Source organism: Streptomyces sp. AHA2 (genome assembly GCF_036857595.1).
Taxonomy (GTDB): Bacteria; Actinomycetota; Actinomycetes; order Streptomycetales; family Streptomycetaceae; genus Streptomyces.
In genome coordinates, this window is the sequence record NZ_JAUQWJ010000012.1 from 1 (window position 1) to 17,730 (window position 17,730).

The 17,730-nt window shown below is 71.2% G+C and carries 17 protein-coding genes and 1 rRNA gene; 8 read left to right on the forward strand and 10 right to left on the reverse strand.

Annotated features, from left to right (window positions below):
• Together rrf and Q5694_RS23205 are read left to right on the forward strand one after the other, a co-directional pair.
• Positions 1-73 (forward strand): 5S ribosomal RNA (gene rrf / locus Q5694_RS34870); the annotation flags it as partial.
• A 156-nt stretch (positions 74-229) separates the two neighbouring features.
• Complete coding sequence (locus Q5694_RS23205) at positions 230-772, forward strand: GNAT family N-acetyltransferase (protein ID WP_333935167.1); 543 nt, start codon at positions 230-232, stop codon at positions 770-772.
• Positions 773-815: 43 nt separating this feature from the next.
• On the opposite strand, the gene Q5694_RS23210 is transcribed toward Q5694_RS23205, so the two are convergent.
• The 6 genes from Q5694_RS23210 to Q5694_RS23235 form a co-directional block, all read right to left on the reverse strand.
• On the reverse strand, positions 816-2,474 hold the full coding sequence (locus Q5694_RS23210; protein ID WP_333935168.1) for a type IV secretory system conjugative DNA transfer family protein: 1,659 nt from the start codon (positions 2,472-2,474) through the stop codon (positions 816-818).
• A gap of 11 nt (positions 2,475-2,485) precedes the next feature.
• On the reverse strand, positions 2,486-3,895 hold the full coding sequence (locus Q5694_RS23215) for an ATP-binding protein (protein ID WP_333935169.1): 1,410 nt from the start codon (positions 3,893-3,895) through the stop codon (positions 2,486-2,488).
• A gap of 6 nt (positions 3,896-3,901) precedes the next feature.
• Positions 3,902-5,458, reverse strand: coding sequence for an SCO6880 family protein (locus Q5694_RS23220; protein WP_333935170.1), 1,557 nt, complete (start codon positions 5,456-5,458; stop codon positions 3,902-3,904).
• Positions 5,455-6,801 carry a hypothetical protein gene (locus tag Q5694_RS23225; RefSeq protein WP_333935171.1) on the reverse strand — a complete coding sequence of 449 codons (1,347 nt, stop codon included), beginning with the start codon at positions 6,799-6,801 and terminating at the stop codon, positions 5,455-5,457. Before Q5694_RS23225 ends, Q5694_RS23220 begins: the two co-directional genes overlap by 4 nt.
• Positions 6,791-7,621, reverse strand: a complete 831-nt coding sequence (locus Q5694_RS23230; RefSeq protein ID WP_333935172.1) for a hypothetical protein — start codon at positions 7,619-7,621, stop codon at positions 6,791-6,793. The genes Q5694_RS23225 and Q5694_RS23230 overlap by 11 nt, the downstream gene beginning before the upstream one ends.
• 210 nt (positions 7,622-7,831) lie before the next feature.
• Complete coding sequence (locus tag Q5694_RS23235; RefSeq protein WP_333935173.1) at positions 7,832-8,140, reverse strand: hypothetical protein; 309 nt, start codon at positions 8,138-8,140, stop codon at positions 7,832-7,834.
• 1,043 nt (positions 8,141-9,183) lie between these two features.
• Between Q5694_RS23235 and Q5694_RS23240 the strand changes: the two genes are divergently transcribed.
• Together Q5694_RS23240 and Q5694_RS23245 are read left to right on the forward strand one after the other, a co-directional pair.
• Complete coding sequence (locus tag Q5694_RS23240; RefSeq protein ID WP_333935174.1) at positions 9,184-10,185, forward strand: bifunctional lytic transglycosylase/C40 family peptidase; 1,002 nt, start codon at positions 9,184-9,186, stop codon at positions 10,183-10,185.
• A 245-nt stretch (positions 10,186-10,430) separates the two neighbouring features.
• Positions 10,431-11,129, forward strand: a complete 699-nt coding sequence (locus Q5694_RS23245; RefSeq protein ID WP_333935175.1) for a phosphatase PAP2 family protein — start codon at positions 10,431-10,433, stop codon at positions 11,127-11,129.
• Between the two features lie 25 nt (positions 11,130-11,154).
• Here the strand turns inward: Q5694_RS23245 and Q5694_RS23250 are convergent, their stop codons facing one another.
• Entirely contained in the window at positions 11,155-12,705 is a 1,551-nt protein-coding gene (locus Q5694_RS23250) for an FAD-binding oxidoreductase (protein ID WP_333935176.1), read from the reverse strand.
• Positions 12,706-13,175: 470 nt separating this feature from the next.
• Positions 13,176-13,346 (reverse strand): hypothetical protein, encoded by a 171-nt coding sequence (locus tag Q5694_RS23255; protein ID WP_333935177.1) that lies wholly within the window; start codon positions 13,344-13,346, stop codon positions 13,176-13,178.
• A 138-nt stretch (positions 13,347-13,484) separates the two neighbouring features.
• Here Q5694_RS23255 and Q5694_RS23260 point away from each other — a divergent pair, with 138 nt between their 5' ends.
• Positions 13,485-14,336 (forward strand): hypothetical protein, encoded by an 852-nt coding sequence (locus tag Q5694_RS23260; RefSeq protein ID WP_333935178.1) that lies wholly within the window; start codon positions 13,485-13,487, stop codon positions 14,334-14,336.
• Positions 14,337-14,427: 91 nt separating this feature from the next.
• The gene (locus Q5694_RS23265) at positions 14,428-14,595 is read left to right on the forward strand and encodes a hypothetical protein (protein ID WP_333935398.1); all 168 of its coding nucleotides are present in this window, start codon (positions 14,428-14,430) and stop codon (positions 14,593-14,595) included.
• A 17-nt stretch (positions 14,596-14,612) separates the two neighbouring features.
• Here Q5694_RS23265 and Q5694_RS23270 read toward each other — a convergent pair whose 3' ends face one another.
• Positions 14,613-14,990 carry a metal-sensitive transcriptional regulator gene (locus tag Q5694_RS23270; protein ID WP_333935179.1) on the reverse strand — a complete coding sequence of 126 codons (378 nt, stop codon included), beginning with the start codon at positions 14,988-14,990 and terminating at the stop codon, positions 14,613-14,615.
• Between the two features lie 203 nt (positions 14,991-15,193).
• Between Q5694_RS23270 and Q5694_RS23275 the strand changes: the two genes are divergently transcribed.
• A complete protein-coding gene (locus tag Q5694_RS23275) occupies positions 15,194-15,814 on the forward strand; it encodes a DUF47 domain-containing protein (RefSeq protein WP_333935180.1) in 621 nt (206 codons plus the stop codon).
• 7 nt (positions 15,815-15,821) lie between these two features.
• Positions 15,822-16,820, forward strand: a complete 999-nt coding sequence (locus tag Q5694_RS23280) for an inorganic phosphate transporter (protein ID WP_333935181.1) — start codon at positions 15,822-15,824, stop codon at positions 16,818-16,820.
• 118 nt (positions 16,821-16,938) lie between these two features.
• Here the strand turns inward: Q5694_RS23280 and pstB are convergent, their stop codons facing one another.
• Positions 16,939-17,715, reverse strand: a complete 777-nt coding sequence (pstB, locus tag Q5694_RS23285; protein ID WP_333935182.1) for a phosphate ABC transporter ATP-binding protein PstB — start codon at positions 17,713-17,715, stop codon at positions 16,939-16,941.
• Positions 17,716-17,730 lie beyond the last annotated feature (15 nt).

Genomic DNA, 17,730 nt, shown 5'->3' on the forward strand with positions numbered 1-17,730 from the left:
CCCGGAAGCTAAGCCTTACAGCGCCGATGGTACTGCAGGGGGGACCCTGTGGGAGAGTAGGACGCCGCCGAACAATCATTGGGAAAAGGCCCACACCTCACGGTGTGGGCCTTTTCGCGTTTCCGGTCCTTGCTCTTTTCGATGCTCGTGCCGGCGGGGGGCGTGGTCGCTGGGACCGGCGGTGGTAATCCGGGTGAGGTGCGTCGTACACGGGTACTACCGTGGCCGTATGAGCTATGTGATCCGGTCCGTCCGTGCTGATGAGTGGCCTGCGGCCAAGGAGCTGCGGCTCGCGGCGCTGCGGGATCCGGTGGCGCACCTCGCCTTCCTGGAGACCTACGAGCAGGCCGCGGAGAAGCCGGACGCGTTCTGGCGGGAGCGGACGGCCGGGGCCGCCGAGGGGGCGGACGGGGCGCAGCAGATCATCGCCGAGGCGCCGGACGGGCGGTGGGTGGGGACGCTGACCGTCCTGGTGGAGGAGCCCGGGACGACCGACTGGGCGGGATTTCCGGTGGAGCGGAAGCAGGGGCACGTCGTCGGTGTCTTCGTGCGGCCCGAGGAGCGTGGCAGCGGGCTGACCGAGGTGCTGTTCGACGCGGCTCTGGAGTGGGCCTGGGGGCGGGGCCTGGAGCGGGTGCGGCTCATCGTGCACGAGGACAACGGGCGGGCGCAGCGGTTCTACCGGCGGGTGGGTTTCCTGCCGAGCGGGCTGACGGTGCCGCTGGGGGACGCGGGGGAGCGGGAGCTGGAGTTCGTGCTCGAGCGGGAGTGAAGAGCCGACGCGCCTGGCCGCCGGTGCCGGTCCGGGTTCGTCCCTACACCGGCAGTTCGTCGTGGGGCCAGCGGGAGCGGCCCTGTTCGGCGGACCGGAGCAGGGCCAGGGTCGGCAGGCCCCGGTCGGCCCCGGTGGCCAGCAGCTGCGGGAGCTGGGGAAGCGGGGCCACGGCCGCGACGTCGTCCAGGACGAGCGTCATTGGTGGGTCGAGGCGACCGGCCGATGACCGTTCGGCCATGTGCCGGCCGCGCTCGACCACGCTTGAGACGAGGGCCGTCAGGAAGGGCATCGCGCCCGGGTCGGTCCTGGGGTCCTCGATGGATTCCCCCACCACGTAAAGCGTTCCCCCTTCGTGGACGAAGGAATCCAAGGCGAGGGCATCATTTCGGTTGGGAGTGCAGGCCTCGCGGACATTGACCGTGGAGAGGGCGGCGAGGGCACGGGTCGTCAGCTGCTGGGCGACGTCCCGGCGTTCGGGGTGGGCGGTGAGGGCCCCTTCGAGTTCGCCGGCGGCCCCGGGGGACGCCTTGGGGCTGGTGCGCAGGATGCGTACGGCGTCCTGGAGCTGGGTGCCCTGGGACCAGCGGTGGACGTGCCGGACGGTGCGGCCGTCGATGGCGGCGGCGTGCAGATAGCTGCGCAGGAGCGTGATGGCCGTGTCGCTGACCGCCTGGTCGAGCTTGGCGGTGGGGCGGACGGGGGTGAGGAGGGCGGTGGCCCGTGCGGCTGCCGTGTCCCGGTCCTCGCAGCCGGTGGTGGGGGACCAGTGGAGGCGGGAGGGGGTGTCGCAGAGGTGGGCGGGATCGTAGAGGTGGGTGGGGCCGAGCTTCGCCCGGGCGTCCTTCGTCTCCTGCCACAGGGCGGGGTCGGAGGTGACGACCAGGGCGGGGCCCTCCGCGTCGCGTACGGCCTGGGCGGCGGTGTTGCGGCGGGTTTCCCTGGGGGCCACGACGGCCTTCGGCCACCCGCCTGTCCCGCCCTGGGCGAACAGGGGCGCCGGGGTATCGGGAGCCGTGGCCCGACGCGGCGTGGGGAGGTCGTGCGGGGCGGTCTGGGCTGCCGGGGCCGGGGCGGTGGCGGCCGGGGCGGTGGTGGCGTGTTGCGCCGCCGGGGCCGGTGCCTCGTGGTGCGGCGGGACTGAGGGGGGATCGTGCTGCGGCGTGACCGGTACGTCGTGCTGCCCCCAGGCCGGGAGGCCGTGCGGGGGCGTCGACGGTGCCTGGTGCTGTCCTGCGGTGGGAGTGCCGTGCCGGGGTGCCGTCGGTACGTCGTGGTGGGCCGCGGGGGCTGCCCCGTACAGGCCGTCCGCCGCCCTCGCCGCCTCCATGCGGCGTTTCGCGCGGACCGCCCTCCAGCGGGCCAGCGTGCCCATCACGAAGACCGTCAGGACGAACAGGAGCATCAGCTGGCCGATGAACAGGCCCCAGAAGAGGCCGTAGCCGGAGAGCTCCCCGGAGGGCGTGGCCGGCCAGGCGGCGGTGATGTCCTGGGGGTGGGCGATGAGTTCGCGCATCGCCAGGGGCGTGCGCGTGAAGGTGACTGCGGACGGCCAGGAGCCGTGGGCGAACAGGCCGGCGAGGCCGGTGGCCGTCCACACCAGCAGGGTCGTGCCGAGGAGCAGCGCGAGTATGCCGATCAGCAGGCCGTCGGGGATGCCGCCCTGGGTGTCCCGCCGGCTGCGGGGGTCGTCCGGTCTCACGCGCTCGCCCCTTACGCCACCGTCGATTCGGAGTCGCCCACGTGGTGCTCCACGAAGGCCGCGGCCCGTGCCTCCGCCTCGCGCTCCGCGGCGTGCAGGGCGTCGTCCGCGTGGTCGATGGAGGACTCGGTCATCGCGCGGTCGGTGAAGACCAGGGGGCGTTCGGTCTCGGTGACCAGGTGTTTGACGACCTGGACGTTGCCGTTGACGTCCCAGACGGCGATGCCGGGGGTGAGGGTGGGGATGATCTCGACGGCCCAGCGGGGCAGGCCGAGGACGCGGCCGGTGGCTCTGGCCTCGTCGGCTTTCTGGGCGTAGATCGTCCTCGTCGAGGCCATCTTGAGGATCGCCGCGGCCTCCTTGGCCGCCGCGCCGTCGACGACGTCGGACAGGTGGTGGACGACCGCGACGAAGGACAGGCCCAGGCGGCGGCCGAACTTCAGCAGGCGCTGGAACAGCTGGGCCACGAAGGGGCTGTTGATGATGTGCCAGGCCTCCTCGACCAGGAAGATGCGCTTCTTCCGGTCGGGGCGGATCCAGGTGTGCTCCAGCCACACGCCGACGATCGCCATGAGGATGGGCATGGCGATGGAGTTGCGGTCGATGTGGGACAGGTCGAAGACGATCAGCGGCGCGTCCAGGTCGATGCCGACCGTGGTGGGGCCGTCGAACATGCCCCGCAGGTCACCGTCGACGAGCCGGTCCAGGACGAGCGCGACGTCCAGGCCCCAGGCGCGGACGTCGTCTATGGCGACGTTCATGGCCTCGGCGGACTTGGGCTCGGGGTGGCGCAGTTGCTCCACGATGTCGGACAGCACGGGCTGGCGGTCGACGATCGTCTCGTTGACGTAGGCGTGCGCGACCTTCAGGGCGAAGCCGGAGCGTTCGTCCAGGCCGTGGCCCATGGCGACCTCGATGATCGTGCGGAGCAGCGCGAGCTGGCCCGTCGTGGTGATCGCGGGGTCGAGCGGGTTGAGGCGGATGCCCATGTCCAGGGCCGCCATCGGGTCCAGGCGGATGGGAGTTATCCCCAGCTCCTGCGCGATGAGGTTCCACTCGCCGACGCCGTCCTCGCCCTGGGCGTCCAGGACGACGACCTGGCGGTCGCGGAAGCGGAGCTGGCGCAGGACGTACGTCTTCTCCAGCGCCGACTTGCCGTTGCCGGACTCGCCGAGGACCAGCCAGTGGGGGGCGGGGAGCTGCTGGCCGTAGAGCTGGAAGGGGTCGTAGATGTAGCCCTTTCCGGAGTACACCTCGCGGCCGATGATGACGCCGGAGTCGCCGAGGCCGGGGGCGGCGGTCGGGAGGTAGACCGCCTGGGCCTGGCCCGTGGACGTGCGCACCGGGAGCCGGGTCGTCTCGACCTTCCCGAAGAGGAAGGACGTGAAGGCCTCGGTGAGGACGGACAGCGGGTCCCGCATGAGGTCCTACCTCCGGATGCCGGTGGCGAAGGGAAGGGTGTTGACGAAGGCGCGGTGGTGCTCGCGGTCGCACCACTCGAGCTTGAGGTACGACTTTCCGGCCGAGGCCCTTATCGTCCGCTTGTCGCGGGCGAGGGCGTCGGGGGAGCGTGAGGAGACGGTGATGTAGCCGACGAGGTTGACGCCGGCGGCGCCGCTGGCGAGGTCCTCGCCGCGCTGGTCGAGCCGGGAGTGGGCGGCGACGTCGCGCGGGTCGACCGTGCGGTTCATCTTGGCGGCGCGGGACGCCTCGGCCGCGTCGTTGGTCTTCTCGGTGAGCATGCGCTCGATGGCGACCTCGGTGGGTTCCAGGTCCATGGTGACGGCGACCGTGCGGATCACGTCCGGGGTGTGGACGAGCAGCGGGGCGAGGAAGTTGACGCCGACGGGGGTCATCGGCCACTCCTTCACCCAGGCGGTGGCGTGGCACCAGGGGGCGCGGGTGGAGGACTCGCGGGTCTTGGCCTGGAGGTAGGTGGGCTCGGTGGCGTCCAGTTCGGCCGGCCAGGCGTTGCGCTTGGTCATCGCCTGGATGTGGTCGATGGGGTGGTCCGGGTCGTACATGGAGTGGATCAGCGAGGACAGCCGGCTCTGGCCGAGCGGCTGGCGGACGCGGATGTCGGCCTCCTGCAGGCGCGAGCAGATGTCGGTGAGTTCGCGGGCCATGACGACGGCGAGTCCGGCGTCGCGGTCGACCTTGCCGCCGTGTGCGCGGGCGGCCCGGGCCATGGCGTTGGCCTCGGCGGCGAGCTCGCGGTTGTAGTGCATGCAGGCGACCAGGTAGGCGCGGTGCTGCTCGCTGCTGGTCGACACCATGGACTGGAGCTGGTCGTAGGAGTCCTGCAGCCAGGGCAGGGCCTTGTCGTCCCCGCGGACGGCGACGTCCTTGGCGTGGGCGTCGGGGTCGGCGGGGAGGGTGCGGGCGAGCATCTGCAGGCGGGTGACGAAGCCGTCGCCGTTGGCCACGTGCTTGAGCAGGGTGCCGAAGCGGTCGACCAGGGCCTCCTGGTCCTCGCTGTCGCGCAGGCCGACGCCGGGGCCCTCGATCTCGATGGCGGCGGTGACGGTCTTGCGGTCGGCGTGCAGCAGCACGGCGATCTCGTCGGGCCCGAAGGGGGCGGACAGCCAGGTGATGCGGCCGATGCCCGGGGGCGGGCCGACCTCGATCTCGCGTCCGTCGAGGCGGGTGCCGGCCTCGACGGCGGTGGAGCGGTAGGTGGCCGTGCGCTTCAGGGTCCGCTTGTAGCTGCGGTTGATCTCGAACCACTTGTAGAACGTGCGGTGCTTGTAGGGCACGTACACCGCGGCCAGCGCCAGCATGGGGAAGCCGGCGAGCAGCACGATGCGCAGGGACAGCACGGGGACGAGGAGCCCGCACATCATGCCGAGGAACGCGCCCACGATGATCAGGGCGATCTCGCCCGTCTCGCGGTTGCGGCCGATGATCGCGTTCGGCCGGGCGCGGCCGATCAGATACGTACGGCGGGGCGTGACCGGATGGGACAGGTGGGACTCGGTCGTCAACGCCCTTCACCTCCCGTGTTGGTACTGCTGTTGCGGGTGCTGCTGGCGTGGGGTGTGTTGACGGGGCTGCCCGAACGGGGCGCCGGTGCGGCGGAGGGGACAGTTCCGCCGCCGCCGTTCGGGGTGCGCGCGCTGTGCGCGGCGACGCCGCCGGATGCGGGGTTGCTGGGGCGGGGGGCGGAGGACTGGCCGCCTCCGCCGTTGTGGTCGGCGCGGGTGCTGTGGGTCTTGATGCCCTGCGCGACCAGGGACGCCGGGGAGCTGATGACGGCCGCGGCCTTGCTCTCGGCGCCCTGCATGATGCGGTTGTTGCGGGAGCCGGCGATCTCGTCGCCGAAGCCGGGGACGAAGCGGTAGATCATCGCGCTGGCGAAGATGGCGAGCAGGATGATGGCGAGGCCGGAGACGACGGCGGAGAAGGCGTCCGGGCCGTCGTCGGCGGAGAGCGCGCCGGCGAGGCCGAGCACGATCACGATGACGGGCTTGACGAGGATCACCGCGATCATGATGCCCGCCCAGCGGCGGACGTGGCCCCAGAGGTTCTTGTCGACGAGGCCGGCGTAGACGACGGTGCCGAGGAGGGCGCCGACGTAGAGCAGGGCCGCGCGGATGACGAGTTCCAGCCAGAGGACTCCGGCGGCGAGGATGCTGACGAGGGAGACGACGATCAGCATGATCGGGCCGCCGCCGATGTCCTCGCCCTTCTTCAGGGCCTCGGAGAAGGTGCCGAAGAAGGCGTCGGTCTGGTCGCCGGTCGCCTTGGCGAGGACCTGGGTGATGCCGTCGGTCGCCGAGACGACGGTGTAGAGGATCAGCGGGGTGAAGGCGGAGGCGAGGACGGTGAGCCAGAGGAAGCCGACGGCTTCGGACAGGGCGGTGCCGAGGGGGACGCCGCGCACGGCGCGCTTGGCGACGGCGAGGATCCACAACACGAGGGTGAGGATCGTCGAGGCGGCGAAGACGACGGCGTACTGCTGGAGGAACTTGGGGTTGGTGAAGTCGACGTTGGCGGTCTCCTGCACGGCGTCGCTGAGCTTGTCGACGGTCCAGGAGGCGGCGTCGGCACAGCCCTTGGCGAGGGAGGAGAGGGGGTCGAGGGTGGAGGTGGGGTTGATCCGGTCGGCGCCCCCACCACCACCGCTCCCGGTGTCACCTTCACAGACCTCGCGGGCCCTGCCCCGGAGAAGGTCGCACGCGTTGTTGCTCGGTGAGGGAGTGGGACTGGGCGTGGGGGTGGGGGTGGGGGTAGGTGCGGCGAAGGCCCGGCTGGCCAGCAGGACCGTTGCGGTCTGCACCGCCGCGACCGCGGCGCCGAGCTCGAGTACGCGATGCCTAGCGGGCATAGGTGAACCCTCCGTACTCCTCGACGGCCTTCGTCATGTCCTCCGCGGTGGAGGCTCTCTGGTCGTGCCCGACCGGGACCGGGCCTTCCTTCTGGGTGAAGTCGATGACCTTCCAGTCCCCTCCCACCCACTTCAGCCGATAGGTCGTCGTGTACCAGCTCTCAGTCACGGGGTTCTTGGAGCCCACCCCCGACAGACCGAAGAGGGAGGTGTACCAGAGGGCGACGGTGGCGTCCGAGTCGCTGTAGGAAGTGACCTTGGTGCCCACCGGGATGACGCGGGACACGAAGGTCTGACCGCTCGGCGCGGCGCCGTTCTTGTCCAGGCCTAGCTTCTCGAGGAAGCTCTCCCCGGAGTACGCCTGGTCGAAGTCGGGCAGACGGGACGCGGCGACGTCAGGCGCGTACACAGTGTTGACGATCGCATGCCGCTTCTCGAGGTCGTACATATCCGCGGAGCCAAGGGCGATGCCGTAGTTGGTGGCGGCCGACTGGGCGCCCTGCCGGTCGTGTGCGTAGCCCGTGGGGATGCCTGCGGCCTTCGAGTCGACCGGTTGCTTCCCGGTGGGTGCCGTCGCTGCGGTTTCCGGTTTGTTCGTGGTCGGGTCGTCCGACGGGTCGCCGTCCCCGCGGTTGGCGAAGGCGATCGCGGCGATCAGGAGGACCACCACGCCGACGACCGTGACCAGGCTGCGGGACGAGGAGCGGGAGGCGCGGCGCTGCGTGCCGTAGGAGTCGGGGTCCGTGTCGGGCAGGCGGGTGCGGGTCTGGCCCGTGCCGCCGTAGCCCCCGGAGGACTCCCGTTCGTCACCGAGACTCATGCCGCGTACGCCCCCTCGACGTCGTGCGGAAACACTTCGTACCGGTCGTACTGCTCGTACTCCACGTACGACGGTAGCCGTGCTGGTTCCCGCGCGGGCGCGGTGTGGTGACTCGACATCAGGGAAACGCAACCTCAGCCGGTGGGCACGACGGGCGGGTGGGGTGGAAGGGGGAGCCGGGCGTGCCGGCCGGGACGGACGGCGCCCGGTCTACACGGCCATGCCGTACACGATCGTGAACAGCGTGCCGAGCGAGCCGATGATGAAGACACCGGTCAGGCCCGCGATGATGAGGCCCTTGCCCTGCTCCGCGCTGAAGGTGTCCCGCAGGGCCGTCGCCCCGATGCGCTGCTTGGCGGCGCCCCAGACGGCGATGCCGAGGCAGATCAGGATGGCGAACGCCATCACGACCTGAACCATCGTCTTCGCCTCGGTGCCCAGGCTGCCGAAGGGGCCCCAGTCCGGAGCGATCCCGCCGATGATGGTGTTGATGTCTCCCTTGTCGGCCGCAAAGAGCATGTAAGTCACCGCCCCTGGTGGGTAGTTCCGCAGCCCCTGCGGGCATGCAGAGGTCAGGCATCATTCTCGCCGACAATGATGCCGTCGTATGTCGACTTGGCGTCATTGATGGACGGGTTTCGTACGAGAACCTTGCCACCGCTCGGTGCCGGCCCGGGAGGGTGACGGTGAACGGTGTACGAAGGATCGTATGGTCACTCTGTGTATCACGGCGGGTCACCCCGGGCAATGAGGCCGGAGCGGAACCCGGGATGTGGTTCCGTCGTTGTGCCCTCCTGCGGCCTTGCTCACCTTCACGGACGGTTTCTGACGGCCGATCGGGTGAGGGTCGCGCCGGTGCTTCCCGGATGAAGGCTACCCGCCACGGCCCGGGACGGCATGCGGCCGTGACGGTGCGTCACGGACCGGTGGGGGCGGCCGGGGGGGCGGACGGGGCCCCGCGGGTGTACTCCGTGCGGTGGCGGTGGCGTAGCCCGTCGGCGTGATCCCGTCGCCGGAGGGCAGGGGGTTCGAGGTCGTGCAGCAGGGAGCGACCCGGTTCCTCGGTGCCGTTCGCCCGCCGTTGTCGATCGTGAAGGCGGGGCAGGCCCGGGTGAGGACGGTCGGCCGCCGTTCCGGCGGGAGTTCCGGGTCGTCGGCGCTTCCCGGGGCCTGACCCGGTCGTCGTAGGCCGGTCAGCGTCGCAGCGTCGAAGCGTCGAAGCGTCGAAGCGTCGAGGCAGGGTCTGCCCGCATCCGGTTCGACGGCCTGCACCTCAGGTCGCGGTCGCGCTGCATGCCGCAGGGCGTCTGCGCCCAGTCCCAGCCGGCCGACCTCTCGTTCGCGCTCTGGCGCCGGGACGCCGACCGACGTGCCGGTCCGGAGGGCGGCGGGCCGCCCGTGGCGCCCCTGTGCGCTGTGCGCCCCCGCCGTGCCGCCCGTGCCCCGTGCGGCGCCGCTCGTTCCTCCGGCCGCCCCGACTCCCCTCCGCGTGATCATTCCGGCGGACGGCGCCCGCCTCTACACTGGCTCGCGGACTCCTGAGCTGTGAGGGGCGGTTGACGGTGCGTAAGGCATGGATCCTGGCGGGCGTCGCCATCAGTTCCGCACTCGCCTTCGTGATGCTGCTCGTGATCGGCGTCTACCTCGTCGCCGGGAACGTCGTCAACGGCGTGGCCGGTGGGGCGAAGGCGCTGGCCAAGGGGTCGGTGCCCGCCGCGTACGCGCCGCTCGTGGCGAAGTGGGGCAACCTCTGCCCCGCCATCAGCCCCGCTCTGCTGGCTGCCCAGCTCTACCAGGAGAGCGGCTTCAACCCCCGGGCGCAGAGCCACGCCGCCGCGCAGGGCATAGCGCAGTTCATCCCCGGCACCTGGGCCAGCCACGGCATCGACGGCGACGGTGACGGGGACCGCGATGTGTGGGACCCGGCGGACGCGATCCCGTCGGCGGCCTCCTACGACTGCGAACTCGCCTCGTACGTGAAGAAGGTTGGCGGAAATCCGACCGAGAACATGCTGGCCGCCTACAACGCGGGGGCGTACGCGGTCATCAAGTACGGGGGCGTGCCGCCGTACAGCGAGACGCAGAACTACGTGAAGCGGATCACCGCGCTCTCCGAGAGCTTCGCCGCGCCCGTGGGCCGGGTCGATCCCTCCCAGCAGGCCGCCGGCGCGATCGAGTACGCGCAGAAGAAGCTCGGCACGCTGTACCTCTGGGGCGGCACCGGCACCCCTGAGCAGGGCGGACGCTTCGACTGCTCCGGGCTCACCCAGGCCGCCTACGCCAGCGTCGGCATCAAGCTGCCGCGTGTGGCGAACGACCAGTACAACGCGGGCCCGCACCCGGCGCGGGACGAACTGCTCCCCGGTGACCTGGTGTTCTTCTCGGACGACCTCACCAATTCGCGGGCCATCCGGCATGTCGGCATTTATGTCGGCGGTGGGTACATGATCGACGCGCCGCGGACCGGCGCGGTCATCCGGTTCGACCCGATCGACACGCCTGACTACTTCGGGGCCACGCGCGTCACCGAAGATGGCGCGAAAGCGCTGCCCACCACGGTGTGAACCGAGCGTGAACCCACCCCCTGAGCTGCGACGACGTATCTCTCTTCGATAACGTCTGCGTGATCATTCGGTGGAGTGTGGAACGTATCAACGGGGACCGTGCGTTCCTGATGTCGTAGCCGAGCAGACGTCAGGGAGCGCGTGGCACGCACGCGTACAGCGGAAGCGGATCTACAACCCACGGGGGTGGCAGGCACGGCGCACGCACGGGTGCGCCGCAGAGACGACGAAGGGGCCGCAGCACCATGGCTGGACTCGCCGATTCCGGGTCGAACCCCGACGTCGACCTGCTCTACGACATCAACGGCCTCGCCAAGGCCGCGCCGCCGTGGTTCGACCGGGTCATGGAGTATGTCGGCGAATACGGGCTGCTGCTCGCCATCGTCCTGCTCGTGCTCGGCTGCTGGTGGTCCGTGCGGCGGCGCGGCGGGGAGGACGCGGCCTCCACCGTGGCCGCCCTGGTGTGGGCGCCGCTGGCCGCGGGCGTGGCGGTCCTGGTGAACGTGCCGATACGGGGCTTCGTCGAGCGGCCCCGGCCCTTCCTGGACCATCAGGGTCTCGACGTGCTCGTCCAGGGCAAGACCGACTACTCGTTCGTCAGCGACCACGCCACGATCGTCATGGCACTGGCGGTCGGGCTTTTCGTCGCCAACCGCAGGTTCGGGCTCGTCGGCCTGGTGCTGGCGCTGTTCGGCGGGTTCATCCGGGTCTACATGGGCGTGCACTACCCGACGGACGTCGTGGGCGGTTTCGCGCTCGGCACGGCGGTCGCCCTGCTGCTGTCGCCCGTCGCCATGGCCCTGCTGACGCCGCTGGTCAAGGCCGTCGAGCGGTCGCCCCGCGCGGGGTGGCTGGTGCGGGCCCGGGGAGGGGCGTCCGGCCAGGACACCGTGATCCCCGAGGCGCGCACCGACCGCACCTCCGAGCGGGACCTGGCCGCCTAGGCCCCTTCCCGGCCGTGGCCCGGGTTCACAGCGCCTGGGGGTAGGTGAAGAAGCGGTCCGGGTCGTACTGCTTCTTCAGCTTGGCCAGCCGGGTCGCCGCGTCCCCGTAGTAGGCCTTGCGCCAGTCGGTCAGCGTCGGGTCCGTGTAGTTCTGGTAGGCCGCGCCCGAGGCGTGCGGACGCATCGCCCGGTGGGCCGACGCCAGCCAGTCGCGGGCCGTCGCGCCGCTCGTCCCGGCCCGCCAGGCGCCGATGTACTGGGCCAGCATCCGCGAACGGCGGTGGACGAACGCCGTGGCGGTGGGGGAGACGCGGTTCACCGCGCCGCCCAGGGCCGTGAGGGCGATGCTGCCGGTGCCGCCGCGCACGGACGCGATCTGGGCCAGGAGCGTGCGGACGCCGGCCGCGGACAGCGAGCGGTCGAAGAAGTCCGAGGCCGCCGCGTACGTCTCGCGGCCCAGTGCCCCCTTCGGCGAGCGGCCCGGAGTCGTACCGGGCAGATGGCACTGCGCGTCCGTCGGGAACGAGGAGCAGCCCGCGTACACCTCCATGGACTCCTCGTAGGAGCGGCGCTTCAGGGAGACGCTGCGGGCCGGGGCGCCGACCCGGTCGGCGAGACGGTCCACGGCGTTCTTCAACTCGCCGTACGTGCCCAGGGAGAAGGCGGCGACCGAGACGGTCGGGGTGCCCCCGGCGGCGTTCGCCAGGTGCAGGGACGACCAGATCTCGTCGGGCTGCGAGGGGCCCCACTCCTGCCAGGCCCGCACCACCGCCGCGGCCTTCGACCAGGGCCAGGACAGGTACGCCGAGACGCCCTGCGGGGCCGGGTGGGTCCTGAAGTGCAGCTCCGTCACCACGCCGAAGTTGCCGTTGCCCGCGCCGCGCAGGGCCCAGAACAGGTCCTTGTTCTCGCGGGAGTCGGCGGTGAGCTGCCTGCCGTCCGCGGTGATCAGCGTGGCGCGGGTGAGGCTGTCGCAGGTCAGTCCGTAGGCCCGGGAGACCACGCCGTGACCGCCGCCGAGGGTCAGCCCGGAGACGCCGACCGTGGGGCAGGAGCCGGCGGGGATGGTGACGCCCTTGGCGGCCAGCGCGCGGTAGACGTCGATGAGTTTGGCGCCGGCGCCGACGACCGCGCTGTCGCCGGAGGCGCGCACGCGGTTGAGCTTCGACACGTCGAGGACCAGCCGTCCGTCGCCGGAGGACCAGCCGGCGTAGGAGTGGCCGCCGTTGCGGATCGCCACGCGCAGGGCGTGGGTGCGGGCGTAGGCCAGGGCGGTGCGGATGTCGTCCGCGTGGGAGACGTAGGCGACCGCCGCGGGACTGAGGCCGTCGAAGCGGGTGTTGTACAGCTGGCGGGCCGTCTTCCAGGCCGCGTCTCCCGGGCGGACCAGGGGACCGTCCAGGTCCCGGGCCAGGGCGGACCAGTCGGCCGCCGTGGACTTCGAGGCCGTGGTGGTGCGCGGGGTCGCCGCCGGGGGCCCGGAGCGGGCGCCCGGCGGGGTGCAGGCGGTGCTGAAAGGGGTCGCGGCGGCGGCGATCGCCGCGGTGCCGGCGGTGAGGACTGTGCGCCGTTCCATGGGGCCTCCCGGTGGTTCCGCCGTGGGAGACGGGGTGGCGGCGACGCGGGTTCCACGGCGGGGGGACGGAGCGTGGCGTGCGCCGCCCCCCTCGCCTGCGGCCCGGCCGTGGCCGGCGATCACCGGCTGGACGGCGGGGCTCGGTCGGCGGGTGCCGGCAGCGGTTCGCCACGGGAGTGGCGGAACCGGGCCGATGGGTGCCGATGACGGTGACCTGCCGGGTGGTGGGGTCGGGCCGGTGGGTGCCGATGACGGTGACCTGCCGGGTGGTGGAGTCGGGCCGGTGGGTGCCGATGACGGTGACCTGCCGGGTGGTGGAGTCGGGCCGGTGGGTGCGTCGAGGAGCCCGTCGCCGAAGCGGCGGATCCCGGCCGGCGGGTACCGAGAGGCGGTCGTCCTCGCGGCGGCGGGCTCGGGCGTCCCGTCCGGGGGGGCGTCGGCCTGGCGGTCGTCGGCGCGGTGGGTCCGGTTCAGCCGGTCGCGTGGTTCTCCGCGTCCGTGCGGGCCTGGCTGCGGGCCCTTCTCGCCGGGCCGTGCCAGCCGCAGGTGCACCGGGCCATGCAGAAGCGGCCCTTCTCCTGGGTCGTCGTGCGGTGTTCGAGGAGATCGGGGTCGGGCTCCGGCCCGTCCTGCTGTGCCACGGCGACCACGTTACCCACCCCGGATGACGTGCTCGGGTGGCGGGCGGCCGGTGCCCGCGTGACGGGGGCACATACCCGTCGTTAACCGGAACAACAGGGGGCCCGTGACGGACGTACCGGCTTGGGGGTAGGCAGGCGATGACTGGGCGGCAGCGGGAACGGCGGCGCGGGCGGACGGGTGCGGCTCTCGTCGCGGCCGGGGTCGTGGCCGTGACGGGGCTGGGTGCGGGCGGGTGCGCCGGCGGGGACGCCGTCGCCGGGGACTCCCGGGGCGGGGACGCCGTCGCCGTGCTGCGCGGGGCCGCCGACCGGCTGGTGGACGCGGGCAGTGCCCGGGCGCGCACGTCGATGGAGATGGCGGCCGGCGGGACGCGGGTGACGATCCGGGGCGCCGGGGTGTACGACTTCCGGCGCCACACGGGCCGGCTGAAGGTGCTGCTGCCGCAGGACCCGGCCGAGCCCACCGGGAGCCGGCCCATCACCGAGCTGCTCGCGCCGGGCGCGCTGTACATGAAGAACCGGGGCGCCGGTGTCCCGCCGGACAAGTGGGTGCGGGTGGACACCCGGACCCTGACCGACGGCAACCTCGTCACCGGCGGGGCCACCGATCCGCTCACGGCGGCGGAGGTGCTGCGCGGGACGCGGACGGCGACGTACGTGGGCGAGACCGAGGTCGCGGGCACGGCGGTGCGGCACTACCGGGGGACGGCCGATCTCGGTGCAGCGGCCCGGCGGGCCTCCGACGGCAGCGCGGGCTCGCTGCGCGCGGCGGGCAAGGGGTTCGCCACGGCCGAGGTCCCCTTCGACGTCTACCTCGACGACGAGGGGCGCATCCGCAAGGTGCGCCACCGCTTCAGCTTCCTGAACGGGCAGCAGAAGAACCCGGTGGCCGTCGCCTCGACCACGCTGCTCTACGATTTCGGCGCTCCGGCGCGCGTCCGGCTGCCGGAGGGCGGCGACATCTACGCGGGCCGGATCGCCGAGGAGTGACCGGCGCGAACTAGCCCGTCCGTGCCATGCGCGGTGCGTGCGCCGCTCCCTACTCTAGGAAGCCGGTAACGGCAGAGACGAGGTGATGCGCGTGGCTCCGGTCGGCGGTACGGCAGTTCAGGACCACGTGGCTCTCGCCGAGATCGAGCTGTGCGGCGAGCTGATCATCGCCGCGTCGGCCGCGCAGGAGCGGCTCAGCCTGGAGAGCATCGACGAGGTGCTGAAGGTGGCCGAGGAGCGCGCCGCCGCCGGGCGCTGAGCGGCAGGGGCCCCGGGTCAGGTCCGCAGCATGCGGGCGATCGCCTGGGTCGCCTCCTTCACCTTGGCGTCGATCTCGTCACCGCCCTTGAGGGCCGCGTCGGCGACGCAGTGCCGCAGGTGCTCCTCCAGCAGCTGCAGCGCGAAGGACTGCAGGGCCTTGGTGGAGGCGGAGACCTGCGTGAGTATGTCGATGCAGTAGACGTCCTCGTCGACCATGCGCTGCAGGCCGCGGATCTGGCCCTCGATGCGGCGCAGCCGCTTGAGGTGCTCGTCCTTCTGCTTGTGGTACCCGTGCGTCCCGTGGTCGTGGTCGGTCACGACGTCCGCACCGGTGGTGTCGGCGGTGCCGTGGGTGACATGCGCGACATCTGTCGTGTCGGTCACGTCGGTCATCGCGTCCTCCTGGTGGGCAGTGCGCCGACATATACCCCTACTGGGTATATGGTACCGAAGTTTCCGGGGTACACGGGCCTGGGGCCGCCCCCGTGCTCATCACTGTGCCCGATGGGCGACACTGGTGGGCGGCCCGATAGCCGTGGCCGGATGTTGCGCCTAGCATCAGCCTGACCGAAACCGAAGCACCCCGAGGACCCCACGTGCGCTTTCGTCTGACCCCCAGGGAGACGAGCTTCTACGACATGTTCGCCGCCTCCGCGGACAACATCGTCACGGGCTCGAAGCTCCTGATGGAACTGCTCGGGGCGGACACTTCCGCCCGGGCCGAGATCGCAGAGCGTATGCGGGCAGCGGAACACGCAGGTGACGACGCCACGCACGCGATCTTCCACCAGCTGAACTCCTCGTTCATCACGCCGTTCGACCGCGAGGACATCTACTCCCTCGCCTCGTCCCTCGACGACATCATGGACTTCATGGAGGAGGCCGTCGACCTGGTCGTCCTCTACAACATCGAGGAACTGCCCAAGGGCGTCGACCAGCAGATCGAGGTGCTGGCGCGCGCGGCGGAGCTGACCGCCGAGGCGATGCCGCACCTGCGGACGATGGAGAACCTCACCGAGTACTGGATCGAGGTCAACCGTCTGGAGAACCAGGCCGACCAGATCCACCGCAAGCTGCTCGCGCACCTCTTCAACGGCAAGTACGACGCCATGGACGTGCTGAAGCTGAAGCAGATCGTGGACGTGCTGGAGGAAGCGGCTGACGCGTTCGAGCACGTGGCGAACACGGTGGAGACCATCGCCGTCAAGGAGTCCTGAGCCCTTCATGGACACCTTCGCCCTGGTCGCGACCATCGGGGTCGCGCTCTTCTTCACGTACACCAACGGCTTCCACGACTCGGCGAACGCCATCGCCACGTCCGTGTCCACCCGGGCGCTGACGCCGAAGGCCGCGCTGGCGATGGCCGCCGTCATGAACCTGGCCGGCGCCTTCCTGGGCTCGGGAGTCGCCAAGACCGTCAGCGAGGGGCTGATCCAGACGCCCGAGGGGTCGAAGGGGATGGGCATCCTCTTCGCCGCGCTCGTCGGCGCGATCACCTGGAACCTGATCACCTGGTACTTCGGCCTGCCGTCCTCGTCCTCGCACGCGCTGTTCGGCGGCATGGTGGGCGCGGCGCTGGCCGGCGGCACGACGGTCTACTGGCACGGCGTGCTGGACAAGGTCGTCATCCCGATGTTCATCTCGCCGGTGGTCGGCCTGATCGCCGGTTACCTGGTGATGACGGCGATCCTGTGGATATTCCGGCGCTCCAACCCGCACAAGGCCAAGCGCGGTTTCCGCATCGCCCAGACGGTGTCCGCCGCGGGCATGGCCCTCGGCCACGGTCTGCAGGACGCGCAGAAGACCATGGGCATCGTGGTGATGGCCCTGGTCATCGCCGACGTCGAGGACTACGGCGACCCCATCCCGGTCTGGGTCAAGATCGTCTGTGCGGTGATGCTGTCGCTGGGCACCTACGCGGGCGGCTGGCGCATCATGCGCACCCTCGGCCGGAAGATCATCGAGCTGGACCCGCCGCAGGGCTTCGCGGCGGAGACCACGGGCGCCTCGATCATGTTCACCACGGCGTTCCTCTTCAAGGCGCCCATCTCCACGACCCACGTGATCACCTCCGCCATCATGGGCGTGGGCGCCACCAAGCGCCTGAACGCGGTGCGCTGGGGTGTCGCCAAGAACATCATCCTGGGCTGGTTCATCACGATGCCGGCAGCGGCCCTGGTGGCCGCGGCGGCCTTCGGGATCGTGAACCTGGCGTTCCTGTAGGACGCCCGCGCCGCTCCGCACGACGCGAGAGGGCCCGCCCCCGGGAGTGGGGGCGGGCCCTTTTTCGGCCTCGCGGTGGCACCGCCATGCAGCACCGCGAGGAGTACCGGCGGGACGATCAGCCGAAGCGGCCGGAGATGTAGTCCTCGGTGGCCTGGACCGACGGGTTGGAGAAGATGCGCTCCGTGTCGTCGATCTCGATGAGCCTGCCGGGCTGGCCGACCGCGGAGAGGTTGAAGAACGCCGTGCGGTCGGAGACCCGGGCCGCCTGCTGCATGTTGTGCGTCACGATGACGATCGTGAAGCGCTCCTTCAGCTCGCAGATCAGGTCCTCGATCGCCAGCGTGGAGATGGGGTCGAGCGCCGAGCAGGGCTCGTCCATGAGCAGGACGTTCGGCTCGACCGCGATGGCGCGGGCGATGCACAGACGCTGCTGCTGGCCGCCGGACAGGCCCGAGCCGGGCTTGTTCAGGCGGTCCTTGACCTCGTTCCAGAGGTTCGCGCCCTTGAGGGAGCGCTCCACGATGTCGGAGAGCTCGCTCTTCTTGTAGTTGCCGTTCAGCCGCAGGCCCGCCGCCACGTTGTCGAAGATCGACATCGTGGGGAACGGGTTCGGCCGCTGGAACACCATGCCGACCTCGCGGCGGACCGACACCGGGTCGATGCCCGTGCCGTACAGGTCCTCGTCGTCCAGGAGCACCTTGCCCTCGACGCGGCCGCCCGAGGTGACCTCGTGCATGCGGTTCAGGGTGCGCAGGAACGTCGACTTGCCGCAGCCGGAGGGGCCGATGAACGCCGTCACCGAACGCGGCTCGACGGTCATCGAGATGTCCTCGATCGCCTTGTGGGAGCCGTAGTAGGCGGTCAGTCCGCTTACGTCGATTCGCTTGGCCATGACTACTTCACTTCC

Coding starts and splice junctions, on each gene's coding strand:
- Q5694_RS23205 (WP_333935167.1), top strand. CDS start 230: ATGAGCTATGTGATCCGGTCCGTCCGTGCTGATGAGTGGCCTGCGGCC.
- Q5694_RS23215 (WP_333935169.1), bottom strand. CDS start 3,895: ATGCGGGACCCGCTGTCCGTCCTCACCGAGGCCTTCACGTCCTTCCTC.
- Q5694_RS23225 (WP_333935171.1), bottom strand. CDS start 6,801: ATGCCCGCTAGGCATCGCGTACTCGAGCTCGGCGCCGCGGTCGCGGCG.
- Q5694_RS23230 (WP_333935172.1), bottom strand. CDS start 7,621: ATGAGTCTCGGTGACGAACGGGAGTCCTCCGGGGGCTACGGCGGCACG.
- Q5694_RS23235 (WP_333935173.1), bottom strand. CDS start 8,140: ATGCTCTTTGCGGCCGACAAGGGAGACATCAACACCATCATCGGCGGG.
- Q5694_RS23245 (WP_333935175.1), top strand. CDS start 10,431: ATGGCTGGACTCGCCGATTCCGGGTCGAACCCCGACGTCGACCTGCTC.
- Q5694_RS23250 (WP_333935176.1), bottom strand. CDS start 12,705: ATGGAACGGCGCACAGTCCTCACCGCCGGCACCGCGGCGATCGCCGCC.
- Q5694_RS23260 (WP_333935178.1), top strand. CDS start 13,485: ATGACTGGGCGGCAGCGGGAACGGCGGCGCGGGCGGACGGGTGCGGCT.
- Q5694_RS23270 (WP_333935179.1), bottom strand. CDS start 14,990: ATGACCGACGTGACCGACACGACAGATGTCGCGCATGTCACCCACGGC.
- Q5694_RS23280 (WP_333935181.1), top strand. CDS start 15,822: ATGGACACCTTCGCCCTGGTCGCGACCATCGGGGTCGCGCTCTTCTTC.
- pstB (WP_333935182.1), bottom strand. CDS start 17,715: ATGGCCAAGCGAATCGACGTAAGCGGACTGACCGCCTACTACGGCTCC.